This is a genomic window from Virgisporangium aurantiacum (assembly GCF_016863635.1).
GTDB lineage: Bacteria > Actinomycetota > Actinomycetes > Mycobacteriales > Micromonosporaceae > Virgisporangium > Virgisporangium aurantiacum.
The window spans coordinates 231350-252316 of sequence record NZ_BOPG01000003.1 but is presented as its reverse complement, the minus strand read 5'-3'; the positions used below and the strand labels follow the sequence as shown (position 1 = coordinate 252316).

General features: G+C 71.9%; 16 protein-coding genes and 2 pseudogenes. 9 read left to right on the top strand and 9 right to left on the bottom strand.

Annotated features, from left to right (window positions below):
- Nucleotides 1-65 precede the first annotated feature (65 nt).
- Together Vau01_RS01765 and Vau01_RS01760 are read left to right on the top strand one after the other, a co-directional pair.
- The gene (locus tag Vau01_RS01765; RefSeq protein WP_203986266.1) at nucleotides 66-2084 is read left to right on the top strand and encodes an APC family permease; all 2019 of its coding nucleotides are present in this window, start codon (nucleotides 66-68) and stop codon (nucleotides 2082-2084) included.
- Complete coding sequence (locus tag Vau01_RS01760; protein ID WP_203986264.1) at nucleotides 2084-3247, top strand: class I SAM-dependent RNA methyltransferase; 1164 nt, start codon at nucleotides 2084-2086, stop codon at nucleotides 3245-3247. Before Vau01_RS01765 ends, Vau01_RS01760 begins: the two co-directional genes overlap by 1 nt.
- Here Vau01_RS01760 and Vau01_RS01755 read toward each other — a convergent pair.
- Nucleotides 3242-4459 carry an RNA polymerase sigma factor gene (locus tag Vau01_RS01755; protein ID WP_239151219.1) on the bottom strand — a complete coding sequence of 406 codons (1218 nt, stop codon included), beginning with the start codon at nucleotides 4457-4459 and terminating at the stop codon, nucleotides 3242-3244. The genes Vau01_RS01760 and Vau01_RS01755 overlap by 6 nt on opposite strands.
- Nucleotides 4456-4818, bottom strand: a complete 363-nt coding sequence (locus Vau01_RS63125; protein ID WP_239151218.1) for a YciI family protein — start codon at nucleotides 4816-4818, stop codon at nucleotides 4456-4458. Before Vau01_RS63125 ends, Vau01_RS01755 begins: the two co-directional genes overlap by 4 nt.
- Nucleotides 4819-4981: 163 nt before the next feature.
- Between Vau01_RS63125 and dxs the strand changes: the two genes are divergently transcribed.
- From dxs to Vau01_RS01730, 5 genes are all read left to right on the top strand, one after another.
- Nucleotides 4982-6877 carry a 1-deoxy-D-xylulose-5-phosphate synthase gene (dxs, locus tag Vau01_RS01750; protein WP_203986257.1) on the top strand — a complete coding sequence of 632 codons (1896 nt, stop codon included), beginning with the start codon at nucleotides 4982-4984 and terminating at the stop codon, nucleotides 6875-6877.
- A gap of 271 nt (nucleotides 6878-7148) precedes the next feature.
- Nucleotides 7149-8402, top strand: coding sequence for an outer membrane protein assembly factor BamB family protein (locus Vau01_RS01745; RefSeq protein ID WP_203986254.1), 1254 nt, complete (start codon nucleotides 7149-7151; stop codon nucleotides 8400-8402).
- A complete protein-coding gene (locus tag Vau01_RS01740; RefSeq protein ID WP_203986251.1) occupies nucleotides 8387-9796 on the top strand; it encodes an outer membrane protein assembly factor BamB family protein in 1410 nt (469 codons plus the stop codon). Before Vau01_RS01745 ends, Vau01_RS01740 begins: the two co-directional genes overlap by 16 nt.
- Before the next feature lie 26 nt (nucleotides 9797-9822).
- The gene (locus Vau01_RS01735) at nucleotides 9823-10482 is read left to right on the top strand and encodes a response regulator transcription factor (RefSeq protein WP_203986248.1); all 660 of its coding nucleotides are present in this window, start codon (nucleotides 9823-9825) and stop codon (nucleotides 10480-10482) included.
- A gap of 63 nt (nucleotides 10483-10545) precedes the next feature.
- Entirely contained in the window at nucleotides 10546-11748 is a 1203-nt protein-coding gene (locus tag Vau01_RS01730; protein WP_203986246.1) for a sensor histidine kinase, read from the top strand.
- Here Vau01_RS01730 and Vau01_RS01725 read toward each other — a convergent pair whose 3' ends face one another.
- The 6 genes and pseudogenes from Vau01_RS01725 to Vau01_RS01705 form a co-directional block, all read right to left on the bottom strand.
- Nucleotides 11749-12312, bottom strand: a complete 564-nt coding sequence (locus tag Vau01_RS01725) for a GTP-binding protein (protein WP_203986244.1) — start codon at nucleotides 12310-12312, stop codon at nucleotides 11749-11751.
- A 332-nt stretch (nucleotides 12313-12644) separates the two neighbouring features.
- Nucleotides 12645-13403 (bottom strand): peptidoglycan DD-metalloendopeptidase family protein, encoded by a 759-nt coding sequence (locus Vau01_RS01720; protein WP_203986242.1) that lies wholly within the window; start codon nucleotides 13401-13403, stop codon nucleotides 12645-12647.
- Nucleotides 13404-13556: 153 nt separating this feature from the next.
- Nucleotides 13557-13820: pseudogene (locus Vau01_RS65140) on the bottom strand (3-hydroxyacyl-CoA dehydrogenase NAD-binding domain-containing protein); the annotation flags it as partial.
- Between the two features lie 71 nt (nucleotides 13821-13891).
- Nucleotides 13892-15617 (bottom strand): annotated as a pseudogene (locus Vau01_RS01715) (3-hydroxyacyl-CoA dehydrogenase NAD-binding domain-containing protein); the annotation flags it as partial.
- A complete protein-coding gene (locus Vau01_RS01710; RefSeq protein WP_203986240.1) occupies nucleotides 15614-16813 on the bottom strand; it encodes a thiolase family protein in 1200 nt (399 codons plus the stop codon). The gene Vau01_RS01710 and the pseudogene Vau01_RS01715, both read right to left, overlap by 4 nt.
- A gap of 82 nt (nucleotides 16814-16895) precedes the next feature.
- On the bottom strand, nucleotides 16896-18167 hold the full coding sequence (locus tag Vau01_RS01705) for an HRDC domain-containing protein (protein ID WP_373320149.1): 1272 nt from the start codon (nucleotides 18165-18167) through the stop codon (nucleotides 16896-16898).
- A gap of 231 nt (nucleotides 18168-18398) precedes the next feature.
- Here Vau01_RS01705 and Vau01_RS01700 point away from each other — a divergent pair, with 231 nt between their 5' ends.
- Together Vau01_RS01700 and Vau01_RS01695 are read left to right on the top strand one after the other, a co-directional pair.
- Entirely contained in the window at nucleotides 18399-19469 is a 1071-nt protein-coding gene (locus Vau01_RS01700) for a S1C family serine protease (protein WP_203986238.1), read from the top strand.
- A 26-nt stretch (nucleotides 19470-19495) separates the two neighbouring features.
- Nucleotides 19496-20284, top strand: coding sequence for a hypothetical protein (locus Vau01_RS01695; RefSeq protein ID WP_203986236.1), 789 nt, complete (start codon nucleotides 19496-19498; stop codon nucleotides 20282-20284).
- Between the two features lie 66 nt (nucleotides 20285-20350).
- Here Vau01_RS01695 and Vau01_RS01690 read toward each other — a convergent pair whose 3' ends face one another.
- Complete coding sequence (locus tag Vau01_RS01690) at nucleotides 20351-20914, bottom strand: DUF3000 domain-containing protein (protein ID WP_203986235.1); 564 nt, start codon at nucleotides 20912-20914, stop codon at nucleotides 20351-20353.
- Nucleotides 20915-20967 lie beyond the last annotated feature (53 nt).

Here is a 20967-nt window from a genome sequence, read left to right as displayed (position 1 = left end):
GCATGTGACGCCGCGATGGCCGGTGGGGCGTGCACCACGCCGGAACACCCGTACCCTGTCAACCTGTGCCGAGCCCAACCTCGATGCTCAAACGGCTGCTCGTCGGCCGTCCGTTCCGGTCGGACCGGCTGCAACACACGCTCCTGCCGAAGCGCATCGCGCTGCCCGTTTTTGCCTCGGACGCGCTGTCGTCGGTGGCGTACGCGCCCGACGAGATCCTGCTGACGCTGTCGATCGCCGGCGCGGCCGCGTACATGTACTCGCCGTGGATCGCGGTGGCGGTGGCCGTGGTGATGGTCACGGTGGTGGCGTCCTACCGGCAGAACGTGCACGCCTACCCGTCCGGCGGCGGCGACTACGAGGTGGCCACGGTCAACCTCGGGCCCAAGTTCGGGCTGGGGGTGGCCAGCGCGCTGCTCGTCGACTACATCCTGACCGTGGCGGTGTCGGTCTCGTCCGGGGTGGCGAACCTGGGCTCCGTGGTGCCGGTCGTGGCGGAGCACAAGGTCCTGGTCGCGGTCTGCGCGGTGGCGATCCTGACCGCGATGAACCTGCGCGGGATCAAGGAGGCCGGTGCGGCGTTCGCGATCCCGACCTACGGCTTCATGATCGTGATCATCGGCATGCTGCTCACCGGATTCTTCCGCATCTTCGTACTGGGCGACGACCTGAAGGCACCCAGCGCCGACCTGCACGTGGTGCCCGAACCCGGCCACGAGAGCCTGACCTCGTTCGCGTTCGCGTTCCTACTGCTGCGCACGTTCTCGTCCGGCTGTGCGGCGCTGACCGGTGTGGAGGCGATCTCCAACGGCGTCCCCGCGTTCAAGCCACCGAAGAGCCGCAACGCCGCGACCACGCTGCTGCTGCTCGGCGGCGTCGCGATCACGATGATCATCGGGATCGTGACGCTGGCCCGCGAGACCGGACTGCAGTTCGTGGAGACCCCCGCCGACCAGATCCTCGATCTCGGCGACTACGTGCAGAAGACGGTCACCGTGCAGCTCGCCGAGACCGTGTTCGGCGGCGGGGTGCTGGTGCTGATCGTGGCCGGCATGACCGCGCTGATCCTGTTCCTGGCCGCGAACACGGCGTTCTCCGGGTTCCCGGTGCTCGGCTCGATCCTCGCCCAGGACCGGTACCTGCCCCGGCAGTTGCACACCCGCGGCGACCGGTTGGCGTTCTCCAACGGCATCGTGACGCTCTCGCTGATGGCGTGCGTGCTCATCGTCGCGTTCGACGCGGAGATCACCCGCCTGATCAACCTGTACATCGTCGGCGTGTTCGTGTCGTTCACGCTGTCGCAGACCGGCATGGTGCGGCACTGGAACCGGCTGCTGCGCACCGAGCGCGACGCGAAGGCCCGCCGCCGGATGAAACAGTCCCGCCTGATCAACATGTTCGGCCTGACCCTCACCGGCACCGTGCTGGTGATCGTGCTCGTCACCAAGTTTCTGCTCGGCGCCTGGATCGCGATCGCGGCGATGGCGGTCATCTACGTGATCATGCTGGGCATCCGGAAGCACTACGACGTCGTCGCGGCCGAGTTGACGCCCACCGACGAGCGCCTGATGCTGCCGTCGCGCAACCACGCGGTGGTGCTGGTCAGCAAGCTGCACCTGCCGACGCTGCGGGCGCTGGCGTACGCCCGGGCCACCCGGCCCGACTCGCTCACCGGCGTCACCGTGAACGTCGACGACGCCGACACCCGCGCCCTGCAGACCGAGTGGGAACGCCGCGAGATCCCGGTGCCGCTGACCGTGGTCGACTCCCCGTACCGGGAGATCACCCGCCCGATCATCGACTTCGTGAAGTCGCTGCGCCGCGACTCGCCCCGCGACGTCGTCACCGTCTACATCCCGGAGTACGTCGTCGGCCGGTGGTGGGAGAACCTGCTGCACAACCAGAGCGCGCTGCGGCTCAAGGGCCGGCTGCTGTTCGAGCCCGGCGTGATGGTCACCAGCGTCCCCTGGCAGCTCAAGTCGCTGGAGAACCGCAACATCGAACGCCTCGACGCCACGTTCGCCCGGGGACCGGCGCGCGGTCCGCGCGGCGAGGCGCGCGGCTCCGCCGAGAAGTCCGACTGATGGAGGTCACGGTCGGGCCGGTGGCCCACGGCGGGCACTGCGTCGCGCGTCCGTCCGACGGGCCGGTGCTGTTCGTCCGGCACGCGCTGCCGGGCGAGCGGGTGCGGGTCGAGGTCACCGAACGGAAGTCGGGGTTCTGGCGGGCCGACGCGGTCGAGGTGCTGGAGGCGTCGCCGGACCGCGTGGAGCCGCCGTGCCCGTACGCGCGGCCCGGTCGCTGCGGTGGGTGTGACCTTCAACACGCCGCGCCGGCGGCGCAGCGCGAGCTGAAGGCCGCCGTCGTGCGCGAGCAACTGGCCCGGCTCGGCCGTCGCCCCGACCTCCAGGTGGACGTGGACCCGCTGCCCGGCGGGCCGCTGCGCTGGCGGTCCCGGGTGCAGTACGCGGTCGGCCGGGACGGCCGGCTGGGGTTCCACCCGTTCCGGTCGCACGGGGTGGTTCCGGTCGACGACTGCCCCATCGCGCTGCCGGCCGCGCTCGACGTGCTGGCCGACCGATGGTCACCGTCGCTGGCGTCGGTCGAGGTCGTCGCGTCGTCGGAGGGGGACGTGTCGGTGCTGACCCGACGGTCGCGCACCGGCCGGGCGAGGGTGATCGAGGGCCCGCACGTCGTGCGCGAGGCGCTCGGCGCGCGCGTGTTCGAGGTCGACGCGGACGCGTTCTGGCAGGTGCACCCGGCGGCCCCCGCGGTGCTGGTCGCGACGGTCCTGGAGCTGTTGCGGCCCGCGCCGGGCGAGCGGGCCTGGGACCTGTACTCCGGCGCCGGGCTGTTCGCGTCGGCGCTGGCTCCGGTCGTCGACCGGGTGACCGCGGTGGAGAGCGACCCGCGCGGCCTGGCCGCCGCCGGGCGCAGCCTCACCGACCTGCCCAACGTGCACCTGATCGAGGGCGACGTGCGGCAGGTGCTCGCGTCGCAACCGCTGCGCTGGGTCGACGTGGTGGTGCTCGACCCGCCGCGGTCCGGCGCCGGCCGGACGGTGGTCGAGGAGATCGCGCGCCGGCGCCCCCGGGCCGTCGCCTACGTGGCGTGCGACCCGGCGGCCTTCGCCCGCGACGTGGCCACCTTCGCCGAGCACGGCTACGACCTGGCCGAGGTGCGGGCCTTCGACGCCTTCCCGATGACCCACCACGTGGAGTGCGTGGGCCTGTTCACCCCGTCATGAAAGCGCTTCGGCCTTCCTGAGCAGGTAGGCCCGTTCCCGGGTGCTCAGGGTCCGTCGGGCGGCCTCGGTGTAGTCGGCCTTCGCGCCGGCCCGGTCGCCGGCCAGGTCGCGGACGTGGGCCCGGGTCGCCAGCAGGCGGTGGTGCGTCGCCAGGCGGGAGTCGGTCGCGAGGGCGTCCAGGACGGTGAGGGCGGCGGCCGCGCCGTGCACCTCGGCCACCGCGATCGCCCGGTTCAGGCTCACCATCGGGCTGGGCGCGAGCCGCTCCAGCAGGTCGTACAGGCCGAGGATCTGGGCCCAGTCGGTGTCACCGATCGTCGCGGCCTCGTCGTGCACCGCGGCGATCGCCGCCTGCACCTGGTACGGACCGGCCGGCCCGCCGGAGAGGGCGGCGGTCACCAGCGTCACCCCCTCGGCGATCATCGCCGCGTTCCATCGCGACCGGTCCTGCTCGGCGAGCGGCACGAGGCTGCCGTCGGCGGCGGTGCGGGCCGGCCGGCGGGCGTCGGTGAGCAGCATGAGCGCGAGCAGGCCGGTCACCTCGGCGTCGTGGGGGAGCAGCTGGTGCAGCCAGCGGGCGAGCCGGATCGCCTCGTCGCTGAGGTGCGGCGCGGTGAGGTCCGGCCCGGTGGTCGCGGTGTAGCCCTCGTTGAAGATCAGATAGAGGACGTGGAGCACGACGGCCAGCCCCTCCGCCCCGCCGAACGGACGGTCACTGGTCTTGATCGTCTGCTTGGCCCGGCTGATCCGCTGCGCCATGGTCGCCTCCGGAACGAGGAAGGCGTTGGCGATCTGACCGGTGGTGAGGCCGCCCAGCGCGCGCAGCGTCAGCGCGATCTGGCTGGGCGCCGACAGGGCCGGGTGGCAGCACAGGAACAGCAGGTGGAGCGAGTCGTCGCGGTCCTGCCCGGTGCCGGCGTCGGCGGCGTGGCCGAGCAGGTCCGACCGCGGCGTCGCGTCGTGCACCTGCTCCTCCCGGTTGCGCCGGGCGACCTCGCTGCGCAGCTGGTCGACCAGCTTGCGGGAGGCCACGGTGACCAGCCAGGCGCGGGGGTTGTCGGGCCGGCCGTCGACCGGCCACCGCAGGGCGGCCTGCAGCAGCGCCTCCTGGGTGGCGTCCTCGGCGAGGTCGAACTGCCCGTAGCGACGCACCATGGCCGCGAGGACCTGCGGCGCGAGTTCGCGCAACAGGTCCTCGTCGGGTGCGGTCACAGGTCGGCGGCGGCTTCGTGCAGGATCGGCCACAACTCGACCGGCTCCGTGTTGGCGTGCGGCAGGTCGGCGGCGATCTCGCGGGCGCGGTCCTCGCTCTCGCAGTCGACGAGGTAGAAGGACGCGATGTGCTCCTTGGTCTCCAGGTACGGCCCGTCGGTGACGGCCGGCACGCCGTCGACCCGGCGGACGAGCTTGGCGTTGACCGCGTCGGCGAGCCCGTACGCGCCGAGGAGTTCGCCGGTCGCCCGGTACTTCTCGGTGAACGCGGCGTATTTCGCGAGTTCGGTCTGCCACACGTCGGCCGGGATCGAGTCCCATTTCTCCCGGTTTCCGTAGATCATCAGAAGGTACTTCACGGTGGTCCCCTCGGTCCGGTCGGGCGATGTCGCAGCGTAGACGGGGCCGTGGCGGCCGTCTCGACAAACCTTGTGGAGATTCCCGGTAGGTTCGTTCGGCCGGGGTGCGCGAGCGGGTGACGCCGCTAGACTGGCCGCTCATGACGTTGTGGACGTGCACGGCATGAGTGACCGCATCATCGACCGTATCGGCGGTCCGCAGGACCTCAAGGAGCTCACCACCGACGAGGTGGTGGTACTCGCCGCCGAGATCCGCGACTTCCTGGTCACCAAGGTTGCCCGCACCGGCGGGCACCTCGGGCCGAACCTGGGTGTCGTCGAGATCACGCTGGCCCTGCACCGGGTGTTCGACTCGCCGAAAGACCGGATTCTGTTCGACACCGGCCACCAGGCGTACGTGCACAAGATCGTCACCGGCCGCCAGGACGGGTTCGAGATGCTGCGCAGCCGGGGCGGGCTGTCGGGCTACCCGAGCCGGGCCGAGAGCGACCACGACATCATCGAGAACTCGCACGCGTCCACCGCGCTCTCCTACGCCGACGGCCTGGCCAAGGCGTACGCGCTGCGCGGCGAGAAGCGCTGGGTGGCCGCGGTGGTCGGCGACGGCGCGCTCACCGGCGGCATGTGCTGGGAGGCGTTGAACAACATCGCCGCCGCGAAGAACCCGGTGGTGATGGTCGTCAACGACAACGGCCGCTCGTACTCGCCCACGATCGGCGGCCTCGCCGAGCACCTGTCGACGCTGCGCCTGAACCCCGGCTACGAGAAGGTGCTCGACCTGGTCAAGGAGCAGCTCGGGCGCACGCCGCTGGTCGGCGCGCCGCTGTACGAGGTGCTGCACGCCGTGAAGCGGGGCATCAAGGACGCGGTGGCGCCGCAGGCGATGTTCGAAGACCTGGGCATCAAGTACGTCGGCCCGGTCGACGGCCACGACCAGGCGGCCATGGAGTCGGCGCTGCGCCGGGCGAAGGGCTTCGGCGGTCCGGTGATCGTCCACGCGGTGACCCGCAAGGGCTACGGCTACCGGCCGGCCGAGGACGACGAGGCCGACTGCCTGCACAGCCCGTCGACGTTCGACCCGGAGACCGGCAAGCCGCTCGCGCCGTCGTCGCTGAAGTGGACGGGCGTGTTCGCCGACGAGCTCGTGGCGATCGCCGACGAGCGGGCCGACATCGTGGGTATCACCGCCGCGATGTCCGGCCCGACCGGCATCGCGAAGCTGATGGCGAAATACCCGGAGCGGGCGTACGACGTCGGCATCGCCGAGCAGCACGCCGCGACGTCCGCCGCGGGCCTGGCCATCGGCGGCCTGCACCCGGTCGTCGCGGTCTACGCGACGTTCCTCAACCGCGCCTTCGACCAGGTCCTGCTCGACGTCGCGATGCACAAGCTGCCGGTGACGTTCGTGCTCGACCGGGCCGGCATCACCGGTCCCGACGGCCCGAGCCACTACGGCATCTGGGACATGTCGGTCTTCGGGGTGGTTCCCGGGCTGCGGATCGCCGCACCGCGCGACGCCGTGACGCTGCGGGCCGAACTGCGCGAGGCGGTGGGCGTCGAGGACGGCCCGACGATCGTCCGGTTCCCGACCGGTGCGGTGCCGGCCGACCTGCCGGCGGTCGACCGGGTGGGCCCGATCGACGTGCTGCTGCAGGACCCGGACGGCCGGAAGGACGTGCTGATCGTCGCCGTCGGCGCGATGGGGCACATCGCGGTCGAGGCCGCGGCGCGGCTCGCCGAGCAGGGCTACGGGGCGACCGTGGTCGACCCGCGATGGGTGCGTCCGGTTCCGGTGGAGCTGGTCGGATTGGCGACGGCGCACCGGCTGGTGGTCACGATCGAAGACGGCGTGCGCTCCGGCGGCGTCGGCGATGCGATCGCCAAGACCCTGCGCGACGCCGGTGCCGACGTTCCGCTGCGTGACCTGGGCGTCGAGCCGGACTGGCACCCGCACGGGACGCGTCCGGAACTGCTCGCCGACCTCGGCCTCACCGCGCAGGACGTGGCCCGAACGGTCACCGGTTGGCTGGCCGGGATCGTCTCCGCCGCCGATCGATAGATGCCAATATTTACCGCTGACCCGTGCTGAACGGCGGTCGTCCACGCACAATGGGGGAGTGCACCCGGAATTCGCGTCCGAATCGGTAGGTTCTAGTGGCCCAATTGTTATCGAACTGGGCGTCCTGGGACACGACGCGGACGACGAGTGGGGCGTTCCAGGTCCGAACGGCCGGCCACGGCCCAACCCGTGGCTGGTCGTTCTGCTTCTCCTGGCGTGCTGCACCGCGGGCGCCACGGCGGCCGCCCAGCCGGCCGCCGCCGCCCGGCTCGTGTTCTCCGCCGCCGGGGTGGTCGACTCGCCGCAGGTGATGGGCGACAACCTGCTCGCCACGGTTGAGGGGCCGACCGGCGTCCAGGTCACCGCGTACGACCTCACGACCGGCCGCGTGCGGTGGGAGTACCAGCCGCCGCGGCGGATGCTGGTGCAGCCGGCCGGCGACACGGTCGTCATCGCGCCGGTGTCGTGCAGCCAGCGGGCACCGTTCGACACGTACGGCGTCGACGTCGCGTCCGGCCGGCGCATGTGGGAGATCCGCGGCGCTCCGCTGTGGCTGGTCGAGGACGCCCCGATCGTCATCATCAAGCAGACCCAGCGCTGCTCCGAGGCCACCATCGGGTTCGACGCCCAGCCGGGCACGAAGGCCACCTGGATCGGGCTCGACGTGGCCAGCGGCGAGAAGCGCTGGGAGATCGAGGTACCGCCGGGCGTCAATCTCGCGGTCGGCGTCAACACCGGTGGACGCGCGAGCTGGCTGGCCGTCGCCGAGCGCGGCACGATCACCACCTACGACCTCACGACCGGCCGCGACGTCGGGCGCTACGAGGTTCCGGCGGCGGAGCAGCCGGACCATTCCGGCCCGCCGCCCCGGATCATGGGCGCCGGCGATCAGCTGCTCGCCGTCACCTCGACCCGGGCCGGCTTCACGATCACCGCGCACGAGATTCCGGGCCTGCGGCCGCGCTGGACCAACGCGGTGACGCCGCCGCGGACCAACCGCGTCGATCTCGACGGCGTCACCGCCCGCGAGTGCGGCCAGGTGATCTGCCTGGGCCCGGCCACCGAGACGATCGGGCTCGACCGGAACACCGGTGCGGAGCGCTGGCGGGCACCCGGGCGGCCGCTGCGGGTCGGCACCGGGCACGCCCTGTTCATGAAGGCGCCGCCGGTCGCCGACGTGCCGATGTTCGTCGTCCACGAGCTGGCCACCGGCGCGACCGTCTCCGAACTGCGCGACACCGACCTCCTCAACCGCAACTACGGCGACCCGCTGCTGCGCCGCAGCGACGAGCGGGAGGGTCAGGACGCCCGCCTCTGGCAGCTGGACCTGGCGGCCGGAACGTTCAAGACTGTCACCGTGCTTCCCGGGCCGTACGCCAACTGTGACGCGGGCGGCCGGTACCTCGCCTGCCGCAACTCCGACGGACAGCTGCAGGTCTGGCGGCTCCCGGTCGACTGTTCACCGTCGTGCGGCGGCCGGGCCGCCACCGTGGCATCGAGCCGGTTGCCGTGGCAGAGACCCTGATCGAACTCGGCGAACTCGACCGGGAGGACCCTCCACCGGCCGACCGCCGCCGTCCGTGGCCGCCGCCGTGGCTGCGCCTGTGGCTGCGTCCGTGGCAGGGACCGCCGAACACCCGGCTGCGCACCGCTCTCGTGGTGGCCGTGGTGGCCTTCGCCGCGCTGGTGATCGGCCCGGCGACGCTGCCGCTGCCGGCCCGCTTCGACGGCCCGAGTCGCATCCCCGGCTCCGGCGCCGACGAGTTCTTCTTCGCCGGTGACCTCGTGGTGGTGCACTCCGGTAACGAGCGGGTGTTGCGCGCCTACGGCCTCGACGGCACCCTGCGCTGGGCGACCGCGGTTCCGTTCCAGCGGGCCGGTCCGTACCCGGTGGTCGGCGGCGTGCTCCTGGTCGTCACGCCGACCAGGCCCGACGAGGTGGTCGCGCTCGACCTGGCCACCGGGCAGGTCCGGTGGACCGTCGACGGCGACCTCAGCGCGGTCGCCGAGGGCGTCGTGGTGGTCGGCCGCGGACCGGTGGAGCTCGAGACGAACATCCGGATCCGGAACCTCACCGGCATCGACCCGGCGACCGGACGCGAGCTGTGGCACGAGGTGATCCCGCCGCTGGCGGCCGGCGAACGGATTCTGCGGGTGTCCGGATTCGGCAGCGTCCGGGACGTCGCGCGGGCCCGGGTGCGCACCGACGGCACCGCCGACGTGCTCGACCTGCGCGCCGGGACGTGGAGCACGATCACCGGCGTGCCGCCCGCGCCGTCCCCGTGGGAGGAGCAGGTCCAGCCGGGCACCGCCGCCGGCTACCAGGTCGGCATCAGGGCCGGCGACATCACGTTGGTGTTCGCGGTCGGCTCCGAGCCGGCCGAGGGCGCCGCGAACATCGCGCAGCCCGGCACGCTGGTCGCGTACGGGCCCGGCGCCGGCGCGCCGCGCTGGGTCCGGCTGACCGGCACGTGGGCGCCCGCGTTGCCGTGCGGCCCGTGGGTCTGCCTGGCCGACGGCGCGAAGTCGCAGGTGCTCGATCCGGCGACCGGCGCGGAGCTGCGCCGGGTCGGCTGGCCGCACGTGCTGTCGGGGAACGACCGCCGCCTCCTCGGCTACACCGACGCCGACACCGACCTCGACGTCGCGGTGTTCGACGCGGTCACCGGCCGGGCCCTGAGCCACCACCGCGGCTGGCACCTGGTGAACCAGAACTACTCCGACTGGACGCCGATCATCCATCGCGACCGCGGCCTCACCTGGACGATCGCCGCGCTCAGCATGGAAACGGGCACCGCGTACCCGCTGGGCACGTTCGAAGCGGCCGGGGAACGGTCCTGCCAGAGCTCGGCGACGCACGTCGCGTGCTCGGTCCGGTCCGGCGAGATCATGGTCTGGCGGCACGTGCCCTCCCGCTGATGGTGGGCGGCGTCGATAATCGCCGCATGCGGGTACTGGTGGTCGAAGACGAGCGGAACCTGGCCGACGCGATTGCCCGGGGGCTACGCCGGCACGGCATGGCGGTCGACGTCTCCTACAACGGCTCGGAGGGGCACGAGCTGGCCATGGTCACCCGCTACGACGTGGTGGTGCTCGACCGCGACCTGCCCGGCATGCACGGCGACGACATCTGCGCCGCGCTCGTCGAGTCGGGCGCGCTCACCCGGGTGCTGATGCTCACCGCGAGCGGCAGCGTCGCCGACCGGGTCGAGGGCCTCCAGCTGGGCGCCGACGACTACCTGCCCAAGCCGTTCGCGTTCGACGAGCTGGTGGCGCGGGTGCAGGCGCTCGGCCGGCGGGCCACCCCGGCGGCGCCGCCGGTGCTCGCGATCGGTGACCTGGTGCTCGACCAGGGCCGGCGCACGGTGGAGCGCGGCGGCAAGCCGCTCGACCTGACCCGCAAGGAGTTCGGCCTGTTGGAGGAGCTGCTCAAGGCGCATCCCGCCGTGGTCTCCAGCGAGGAACTGCTGGAGCGGGTCTGGGACGCCAACGCCGATCCGTTCACGACCACGGTGCGGGTGACCATGATGACGTTGCGCAAGAAGCTCGGCGAGCCACCGCTGATAGAAACCGTGGTGGGCGCCGGGTACCGGCTGCGGTCATGACTGCCGTAGCGAAGCGGAGGCGGGCATGACCGCGTTCTTGTGCGGGATTTCGAAGGCAGAGTCATGACCCTTTACGACGCCCGTGGGCCGGGCAAGCTGCGGCTGACCCTGCGCCTGCGGCTGGCCATGCTCGCCGGCATCCTCCTGTTCGTCGGCGGCGCGTTCCTGGTGCTGCTGGCGTGGCTGATCGTCGGCAAGGCCGTCGACGCGAACCGTCCGCCGGACGGCACCATGCTGGTGCGCTCCGACGGGAGCAAGGTCGACGCGTCGACCTGGCAGCGCGAGCGCGCCCGCGCCGCCAAGCGGGAGACGCTGGCGTTCGGCGCGGTCGCCCTGGTGGCCACCACGGGCCTCGGCGTGGCGGCCGGGTACGTGCTGGCCGGCCGGGCGCTCCGGCCGCTGCACCGCGTCACCACCACCGCGCGGCGGCTCTCCGGCGAGACGCTCGACCAGCGGATCAGCTACACCGGCCCGGAGGACGAGGTCGCCGAACTGGCCGACACGTTCGACGCGATGCTCGACCGGATCGCCGCCGCGTTCGACACCCAGAAACGGTTCGTCGCGAACGCGTCGCACGAGCTCCGGACGCCGCTGGCGGTGATGCGCACCGAGGTCGAGGTGACCCTCGGCGACGCGGAGGCCGACGTCACCGAGTACCGGCGGATGGGCACCGTGGTCCGCGACGCGTCGATCCGGGCGAACGCGTTGGTGGACGCGCTGCTCCTGTTGGCGCGCACCGAGGCGCAGGCCGGCCGGCGGCTGGCCCGGAAGCTGCCCGCCGACCTGGCCGCCGGTGCGGCGGCGGCGCTGTCGGCGGTCGGGCCGGAGATGCGGCGCACCAGCATCGAGGTGCAGCAGGACCTGTCGTCGGCGCCGGTGGTCGGCGACTCGAGCCTGCTGGAACGGCTGGCCGGCAACCTGATCGAGAACGCGGTGCGCTACAACCACCTGCACGGACGGCTGTGGGTGCGCACCGGCAGCGACGCCACGCACTCGTGGCTGGTGGTGGGCAATACCGGGTTCGAGGTGGATCCGGCCGACGTGCCGGCGCTGTTCGAGCCGTTCCGGCGGGGCGGGCGGGAACGCACCGGTGCGCGCGGTTCGGGTCTCGGGCTGTCGATCGTGCGGGCCGTGTGCGAGGCGCACGGCGGCACGGTGAGCGCGGTGGCGCGGGCCGGCGGCGGGCTCGAGGTGATAGCGAGACTCCCGGCCGCCGCCACCACCCCGGTTCTCACGGGGACGGCGGCGGTGCCGGGAGCCGGCTAGTCAGTTCCAGGAAGGCAGGCGGGGGGTCCAGATCACGTGCTCGACGAGCGAGACGAGCACGCCCTTGACCGAGTGTCGGTCGCGCGGGTCGCACATGACCACCGGAACGAACGGATCGAGATCCATCGCGTTACGGACCTGCGAGGCGCTGTAGTAGTACTTGCCGTCGAAGCTGTTGACCGCCACCAGGAACGGAATCCGGAGACGGCGGAAGTAGTCGACGGCGACCGTGCAGTCGGCGAGGTGGTGGATGTCGGCCAGCACCACAGCGCCGAGCGCTCCCGTTGCCAACTCGTCCCACATGACCCAGATCTGTTCGGGGTTGGGCAGGGTGGGATGGTCGAGTTCGGGAGCACCGAAGAGGTAGACCACGATGTCGTGGTCGACCGTGATCCGTCCGAGATCGACCGGCGTCGGCGCATCCTCGGTCATCCCGAGGAGGTTCAGCGGGTAAATCTCGCTGACCGCACCGACAAGTGTCGTCTTTCCGACACCAAATGCTCCGGCCACAAGGATCTTCAGTGCCTTAGGGACGGGCGGCCGGTTGGCAGGCATGGGCCCCATCTATCACCGCCTCCTGTGCGCACTGCAGGGTAAGGGGTGGCAACGGACTTCGCCCGTTCGCGCACCCCCTGGGCATATTACGGACACGATGGCCCAGACGTCACGTCCGACTCCCGGGTGATCCCACAGGTTGCGCCTCCAATCATCGTGCACTGTGCGTGTAAGTGCCGCATGTGAGTGCCGGCGGTAAATGCCGTGTCGGTGACTGAGGGAGGGACCAGCGAAGATCGTTGAATACCTATTTTAGCCGCTGTTGCCAAGCGTGGACCCGCCCCACGGCCTGATATACGGCCGGGGGGCGGGTCTGGTTCGACGATTTTCACGGAATGTAGTCAGGCTCGGGGCATGGGCGCCCCGACCGACTGCATGAACGCGATCGGGTCGACCGCCGTGAGGTCCGACGTCGGAGGCGCGTTCACATGTACCTCGAAGTGCAGATGCGGGAACGACGACCGGCCCGAGCTACCGACGTAGCCGATGACCTGGCCGGCCTTCACCTTCTGACCGACAGTGACCGGCGGCTTGCTCATCATGTGGCAGTACAGCGTGGCCACCTTGCCCGGATGCGCGATCTTGACGTACCAGCCGCACCCCCGCGACTGCGGCGAACCGTTGACGTCGCAGCTGCCGCCGGCCTGGATGTTGCACACCACCTCGGCGATGGTGCCCTCGGCGGCGGCGTGGATCGGCGTGCCCCGGAACGACATGAGGTCGACGCCGCGGTGGGTCGGACGCGCGGCGGTGCGGAACCCGCCCTGCGCCGGGAAGCCCGGGAGCGGGTGGGTCCACTCGAGGTGCGGCGCGTTCACCGCGGCCGGGCACCGGGGCAGCGACCCGCTCCGCCGCACGTGCCCGTCGTGGACGTACCTGCCGTCGGCCAGGCGGTCCCACATGTTCGTGTCGCGCTCGGTGCCGGCGACGAACTCGCCCTGCTCCTGGCACACCGGGTTCAGGGCCGTGCCGTGGCTGAGCCGGCCGACCCGCGGATACCAGCGGGCCGGGCCGGTGCGCACGTTGAGATTCGACCCGGGCGAGTTGACCGTCGCCGTGATGCTCGCGGCGGCGGGGCGGACGCCGGTGACGGCGCCCACCCCGGCCACGGTGACAGTGGTGAGTAACCAGATCGAAGCTGCGAAAAGGCGGCCTCGTGTCATCGTCTTTCCCCCCGTTGGACGACTACCGGGGGGAAGACTAGGACGATTCGCGACTCTTATTCAGCTATTTGCCGCAATGTCGGACTTTCTTCACAATTCTGGCAGGCTGGCGACCCCGCGCGGCAGGAACCGGCTGCCGGTGACCCGCTCGCTGGTGCCGGCCCGGTCCAGGTAGGGCGTGATGCCGCCCAGGTGGAACGGCCAGCCGGCGCCGAGGAGCAGGCACAGGTCGATGTCCTGCGGCTCGGCCACGACGCCCTCGTCGAGCATCAGCCGCACCTCCTGGGCCAGTGCGTCGAGGGCCCGCTGCCGCAGTTCCTCCGCCGTGAGCGGCGCGTTGCCGACCGACAGCAGTTCCACGGCCGACGGGTCGATCTTCCCGTCGGCGTCGTAGAAGCTGGTGCGCCCGTTCTGGACCAGCGTCACCAGGTTGCCGCTGACGCCGTACCGGTCGGGGAACGCCGCGTGCATCACCTCGGCCACATGCAGCGCCACCGCCGGCCCGACCAGTTGCAGCAGCGCCAGCGGCCGCATCGGCAGGCCCAGCGGGTCGAGCGCGCTGTCGGCCACGTCGACCGGCGTGCCGACGTCGATCGCCTTGTACACCTCGCTCAGGAACCGGGTGAGCAGGCGGTTCACCACGAACGCCGGCGCGTCCTTCACCAGCACCGCCGACTTCCGCAGCTGCTTGGCGACGGCCACCGCGGTGGCCAGGGTCGCGTCGTCGGTGCGGGTCGCCCGCACGATCTCCAGGAGCGGCAGGACGGCGACGGGGTTGAAGAAGTGGAACCCGACCACCCGCTCCGGGTGGGCCAGGTCGGCGGCCATGTCGGTGACCGACAGGCTCGACGTGTTCGTGGCCAGGACGCAGTCCTCGCGCACGATCGTCTCGATCTCGGCCCAGACCTGCTTCTTGATCTTCAGGTCCTCGAAGACCGCCTCGATCACGAAGTCGGCGTCGGCGAACGCGGTCTTGTCGGTGGTGCCGGAGACCAGCGCCCGCAGCTTGGCGGCGGTGCGCTCGGGCAGCCGCCCCTTGCCGACCAGCTTGTCGATCTCGGCGCGGACGTACCCGACGCCCTTGTCGACGCGCTCCTGGTCGAGGTCGGTGAGCACCACCGGCACCTCGAGCCGGCGCGCGAACAGCAGCGCCAGTTGCGACGCCATGAGCCCGGCACCGACGATGCCGACCTTGGTGACCGGCCGGGCCAACTGCTTGTCGGGCGCGCCGGCCGGGCGCTTGGCCCGCCGCTGGACCAGGTCGAACGAGTACAGGCTGCTGCGCAGCTCCTCGCTCATCACCAGGTCGGCGATCGCCTCGGTCTCGGCGGCCAGTCCTGCGGGCGTCACCCCGCCCTTTGCCTGTGCGAGAAGATCGAGCGCACGGTTCGCCGACGGCATCGCGCCGTGCAGGCGCTCGTCGAGCGTCGCGCGGGCGAACTCGATGACGGCGTCCCAGTCCTTGGTCTCGACGGCCTTGCGCTCGACGGTGATCTCGCCGCGGACGACCCCGGCCGCCCACTCCAGCGACCGCTCCAGGAAGTCGGCCGGCTCCAGGAGGACGTCGCCGAGGCCCATCTTGACCGCGGCCGCCGGCTTCAGCGTCTTCTGCGTGAGCGGGTTCTGCAGGATCACCATCGCCGCCTCGGCGACGCCGATCAGGTTCGGCAGCAGTTGCGTGCCGCCCCAGCCGGGCACCAGCCCGAGCGAGACCTCCGGCAGCGCCAGGGCCGCCGCACCGCCGCTGATCGTGCGGTAGTGGCACTGCAGCGCCAGTTCCAGGCCGCCACCCATCGCAGCGCCGTTGACGAACGCGAACGTCGGGATCGTCGACTCCCTGACCCGCGCGAAGATCTTGTGGCCGCCCTGCGCCATCTGCAGCGCCTGGTCGCGCTCGGTGACGCCGGGCATCAACGTGATGTCGGCGCCGACCGCGAAGATGTACGGCTTGCCGGTCACGGCGATGAACGACGGGTCGGCCGCGAACGCCTCGTCGAGCGCGGCGTCGAGGCTGCGCAGGCCGTCGGGGCCGAACGTGTTCGGCTTGGTGTGGTCGTGGCCGTTGTCGAGGGTGATCAGCGCCGCCGGGCGCGGAAGACCCGGCAGGGTGACGAAGCGCAGCAGCGACTTGGTGACTACCTCTGAGGTCACTTGCTCTCGCCCTTCCAGTTCGGGTTCTCCCAGATCACGGTGCCGCCCATGCCGATGCCGATGCACATCGCGGTGAGGCCGTAACGCACCTCGGGGTGCTCGGCGAAGTGGCGGGACAGCTGGGTCATCAGCCGCACGCCGGAGCTGGCCAGCGGGTGCCCGACCGCGATCGCGCCGCCCCACGGGTTGACCCGCGGGTCGTCGTCGGCGATGCCGAAGTGGTCGAGGAACGCCAGCACCTGCACGGCGAACGCCTCGTTCAGCTCGAACAGGCCGATGTCGCCGATGGTGAGGCCGGCCTTCGTGAGGGCCTTTTCGGTGGACGGGATGGGCCCGACGCCCATCACCTCCGGCTCGACGCCGACGAAGCCGTAACTGACCATCCGCATGGCGATCGGCAGCCCGAGTTCCACGGCCACGTCCTCGGCCGCCAGCAGGCAGGCCGTGGCGCCGTCGTTCAGGCCGGCGGCGTTGCCCGCCGTGACCCGCCCGTGCGGCCGGAACGGCGTGCGCAGCGTCGCCATCTTCTCCAGGGCCGTGTCGGGGCGCGGCGCCTCGTCGATCGTGGCCAGGCCCCAGCCCGTCTCCGGGTCGCGGGTGGCGACCGGCACCAGGTCGGGCTGCAGCTTGCCGGCCTCGTAGGCGGCCTTCGTCTTCTGCTGCGAGGCGAGACCGAACCGGTCGGCCCGCTCGCGGGTGATGTTCGGCAGCTGATCGTGCAGGTTCTCGGCGGTCGAGCCCATCACCAGCGCGGACGGGTCGACCAGCTTCTCGGCGAGGATGCGCGGGTTCGGGTCGACGCCCTCACCCATCGGGTGCCGGCCCATGTGCTCGACGCCGCCGGCGATCGCGACGTCGTAGGCGCCCATCGCGATGCCGCCGGCCACGGTGGTGACCGCGGTCATCGCGCCGGCGCACATGCGGTCGATCGCGAAGCCGGGGACGCTCTTCGGCAGGCCGGCGAGCAGCGCGGCGGTGCGGCCGATGGTCAGGCCCTGGTCGCCGATCTGCGTGGTGGCGGCGACGGCCACCTCGTCGACCCGCTCGGGTGGCAGTTCGGGGTGCCGCCGCAGCAGTTCACGGATGCACCGGATGACCAGATCATCGGCTCTGGTGTTGGCGTACATGCCGCCGGCCTTGCCGAACGGCGTGCGGACGCCGTCGACGAAGACGACGTCTCGGGAGGGACGGGGCACGGAGAGCCTCCTGTAGCGGACTACATGACCTTTCCGCCATGTTACCCGTGAGTAGCGTCTCCGCGCCGGTGCTCCCCCTCACTTATGCCGGCGGGTTGAGGGCCTCCGCGAGCCGGTCGGCGGTCAGGTCGGTCTGCCACGGGCGGGCGCCCAGGGCGCGGAGCACCACGGTGACCGATTCGGCGGTGGGCGGGCGGGGCGGCGTCCAGGCCAGCCGGCGCACCAGGTCGGGCGCCAGGATGTTCTCCGGCGGCAGGAGGTGGGTCGCCGACAGGTCGGCCACCACCGCGCGGGACCGGGCCAGCCGTCCGGCGGCCACCGGGTCGCGTTCGGCCCAGCGGTGCGGCGGCGGCGGGCCGTCGGCGGGCGGCGACACCGGCAGCGCCGACTCGGGCAACGCCCGGGCCGCCGACAACGCGTCGAGCCATACGCCGGCGAGCCGCCGCACCGAGCGGCCGCCGAAGCCGGTGATCTGCAGCAGCGTCCGCTCGTCCATGGGATCGCTCTCGGCCGCCGCGACGATCGCGGCGTCGGCGAGCACCCGGCCCGGGCTCACGTCGCGGCGCGACGCGATCTGGTCGCGGGCCTGCCACAGGGCGCGCACCCGGGCCAGCGCCCGGGCCCCACGCACCCGGTGGATGCCCGACGTGCGGCGCCACGGATCGGCCCGCTGCCGCGGCGGCGCACCGGCCGAGGCGGCCAGCGCCGCGAACTCCTGCGCCGCCCACTCCGCCTTGCCCTGCTTCTCCAGCTCGTCACCGAGGATCTCGCGCAACTCGAGCAGCAGTTCCACGTCGAGCGCGGCGTAGGCGAGCCACGAGGCGGGCAGCGGCCGGGTGGACCAGTCGGCCGCCGAGTGGTGCTTCTCCAGCCGGTACCCGAGCAGGTTCTCGGTGAGCGCCGCGAGCCCGACCCGTTCCATCCCGCACAGCCGGGCGGCGAGTTCGGTGTCGAACAGCCGGCCGGGCAGCAGCTTCAACTCGGCGAGGCAGGGCAGGTCCTGGCTGGCGGCGTGCAGGATCCACTCGGAGTCGACGATCGCCGCCTGGAGCACCGACAAATCGGCGAAGGGCAGCGGATCGACCATGACCGTGCCGGCACCCTCGCGGCGCAACTGCACCAGGTACGCCCGGTGGGTGTACCGGTAGCCGGACGCCCGCTCGGCGTCGACCGCGACCGGCCCGGTGCCGGCGGCGAACCGCGCGGCGGCGGCCGCGAGCTCAGCTTCGGTGGTGATGGGTGTCGGGGTTCCGTCACGGGGAGCGAGCAGCAGCACCGCTTCGGGCGCGGCCTCATCGCCCGGGGTCTCCGGACCGACCTCGGGTGGCTCGTCACCTGCGGATGCAACCGTCACCTTGACCACGTTACGGCGCCCCAAAGAACAGGTGACGGACTGGTCCGGCGGCGCGTCGCGGCGCTGTCGGTAGACGGGGCAGAAAAATCGGTCCTAATCGTCGCCGCATCCGATGAAGACAACTGTCACGTCGGCCGGGTACGGTCGCCCGGACCGGACAGTTGCCGCCCATCGCTAGGGTTGGCTGAGCCGGCGTACGAGCCGGTGGCCGGCCAGGGGAGGACAGGACGCATGACGGGGTACGAAGCCGCCCATCAGGCTGCCCGAACCCCGCCGGACGACTTCGGCGAGAGCGGTAGCAGCACCCAGCGGCTCGGGCCGCACCCGCCGCGTATGGAGCCGCACACCGGCGGATTCCCGGCGCAGGTCCCCCCGCAGTCCCCGGCGCTGGGCCCGGCACCGGCGTTCCAGGCCCACCGGCCGTCGCCTACCTCGTCGTTCCCGGTGACGCCTCCGGGCCCGGCACCGGCGAGCTCGCCCACCGGGTCGTTCCCGTCGGGGTCGGCCCTGGGTCCGCAGCCCCCGGCACCGCGGCGCAGCCTGCTGCCCGCCGTGACGCTCTTCCTCGTCGTGCTGCTCACGGCCGCGGTGGCCGTCCAGGCGCTCATGCTAATGGACACGCGCGACAAATACGACAAACTCCGCCGCGACACGGCGGCCGAACGCACCGCCGCGCAGGAGGAGGCCAAGGGCCTGGAGGCGCGCACCAAGGAATTGGAGCGCCAGGCGGGCAACACCCTCGACGCGGCCGCGGTGGCCGGCAACGTGCTGCCCAGCGTCTTCCGCGTCCAGTCGAAGACCGGCACCGGCACCGGCTTCGCGTTCGCGAACGCGACGCCCGAGGGCGGCACCTACGTCATCACGAACTACCACGTGGTCGACCAGAACTGGGAGTCCGGCCAGAAGCAGGTCGACCTGGAACAGAAGAACCGCCGGTTCAAGGGCACGATCGTCAAGGTCGACGAGAAGGCCGACCTGGCGATGATCCAGACCACCGAGGCCTTCACGCGCCTCGCCGCCGCGCCGGAGCCGGCCAAGCCCGGCCAGCCCGTCGTGGTCGTCGGGTCGCCGCTCGGCCTGGAGGACTCGGTCACCAGCGGCGTCATCAGCGCGCAGCGGACGATCAACGGAGTCACGGTGCTGCAGTTCGACGCGCCGGTGAACCCGGGTAACTCGGGTGGTCCGATCGTCAACGCACAGGGCCAGCTGGTCGGCGTCGTCAACGCCAAACTCGTCAACGCCGAGGGCATCAGCCTCGGCATCCCGGTCGCCGTTGTCTGCCAGAGCCTCGGAATCTGCTGAACGCGCATTTGCAAGCTGGAGGAGCAATGTCCTACCCCCCTTACGGCGACGGCAACCAGGGCGGCTTCCAGCCCCCGCCGGCGCAGCCCCCTTACGGCGACGGCAACCAGGGCGGCTTCCAGCCGCCACCGGCGGCGGCGCAGCCCCCTTACGGCGACGGCAACCAGGGTGGCTTCCAGCCCCCGCCGGCACAGCCCGCCCCGTTCGGCCAACCGCAGCCGCAGTCGGCTCCGCCGGCACCCGCCGGCCAGCCCTACTCGTCGCCGCCGGCGTCGCAGCCCTACTCGGCCCCGCCCGGGTACGGCCCGGAGCCGGCCCCTTCCTTCAGTGGTCCCAGCTACGGCAACGACCCCTACGCCAGCGGGCTGCCGCCCGCCAGCGGCCCGGGGTTCATGGGGCCGACCCCGCCGTCCGGCCAGCCGAAGAGCAAGCTGATGCCGCTCTTCGCGTCGCTGATGGTGGTGTTCCTGCTCGCCACGGCGGTCGTCACGGTGCTGTACATCACCACGAACGGCAACTACAACGACCACAAGAAGGCGGCCGCCACCAAGGAGCAGCAGCTCTCCGGCGACCTGAAGAAGACGCAGGACGACCTGAAGAAGGCGCAGGACGACCTGGCCAGCACCAAGCGTGATCTCGGTGGCGCCCAGGACCAGGCCGACGAGCTGAAGCGGCAGAAGCAGGTCATCTCGAACTGCATCAAGCTGCTGGGCGAGATGGGCGCCGCGTCGCGGGCCGGCAACACCGCGCTCGCGCAGCAGAAGGAGGCCGAGGCCACGCCGGTCTGCAACGAGGCCGACCGGTACCTCGACTGAGCATCGACACCGACCGCCGCGTCCGGGCCTCCGGGCGCGGCGGCTGTTTTTAGGCCGGGCGTTTTGTCAGGCCCGGCGGTCGGCGAGTTCGGTGACGCCCGGCGGCGGCAGGCCGGCCGTCGAGGCGAGCACTTCGCACCAGGCATTGAGGTGCGGGGCGAGGTCCGCGTCGACGGCGGTCCACGAGGCGCGGATCTCCATGTCGGCCGCCGGTGGCGGACCGGCCAGGGCGCCGAACCGGGTCGACAGCGTCTGGGTCACCGTGCCGCCCATCGCGCGGCGCTCGGCGCCGTAGCCGTCGAGGGCGTCGGTGAGCCAGCTCCAGCCGACGCCGGGCAGCAGCGGGTCGGTGGCCAGCTCCGGCTCCAGCTCGGCGGTGACGTAGGTGACCAGCCGCAGCGTCCCCTCCCAGGCCTCGTGCCCGTCGGGGTCGTAGAGCAGGATCAGCCGGCCGGTGGCCACCTCGTCGTCCTGCCGGACCACGGCACCGGAGAGCGCGAACGCGTACGGCGCGAGCCGTTGCGGTGGCGGTATCTCGCTGAGCTCGATCTCCGGCCGGGGCTGCACCGAACGCAGGGCCGCGACCGCACGGGTGAACGCCGGCGGAGCGGCGGGTGGCGCGGCGGTCATGTTTCGAGCCTAGGCGGGCGACCGTCGATAGGTGCTACGCGCCACACCGGACA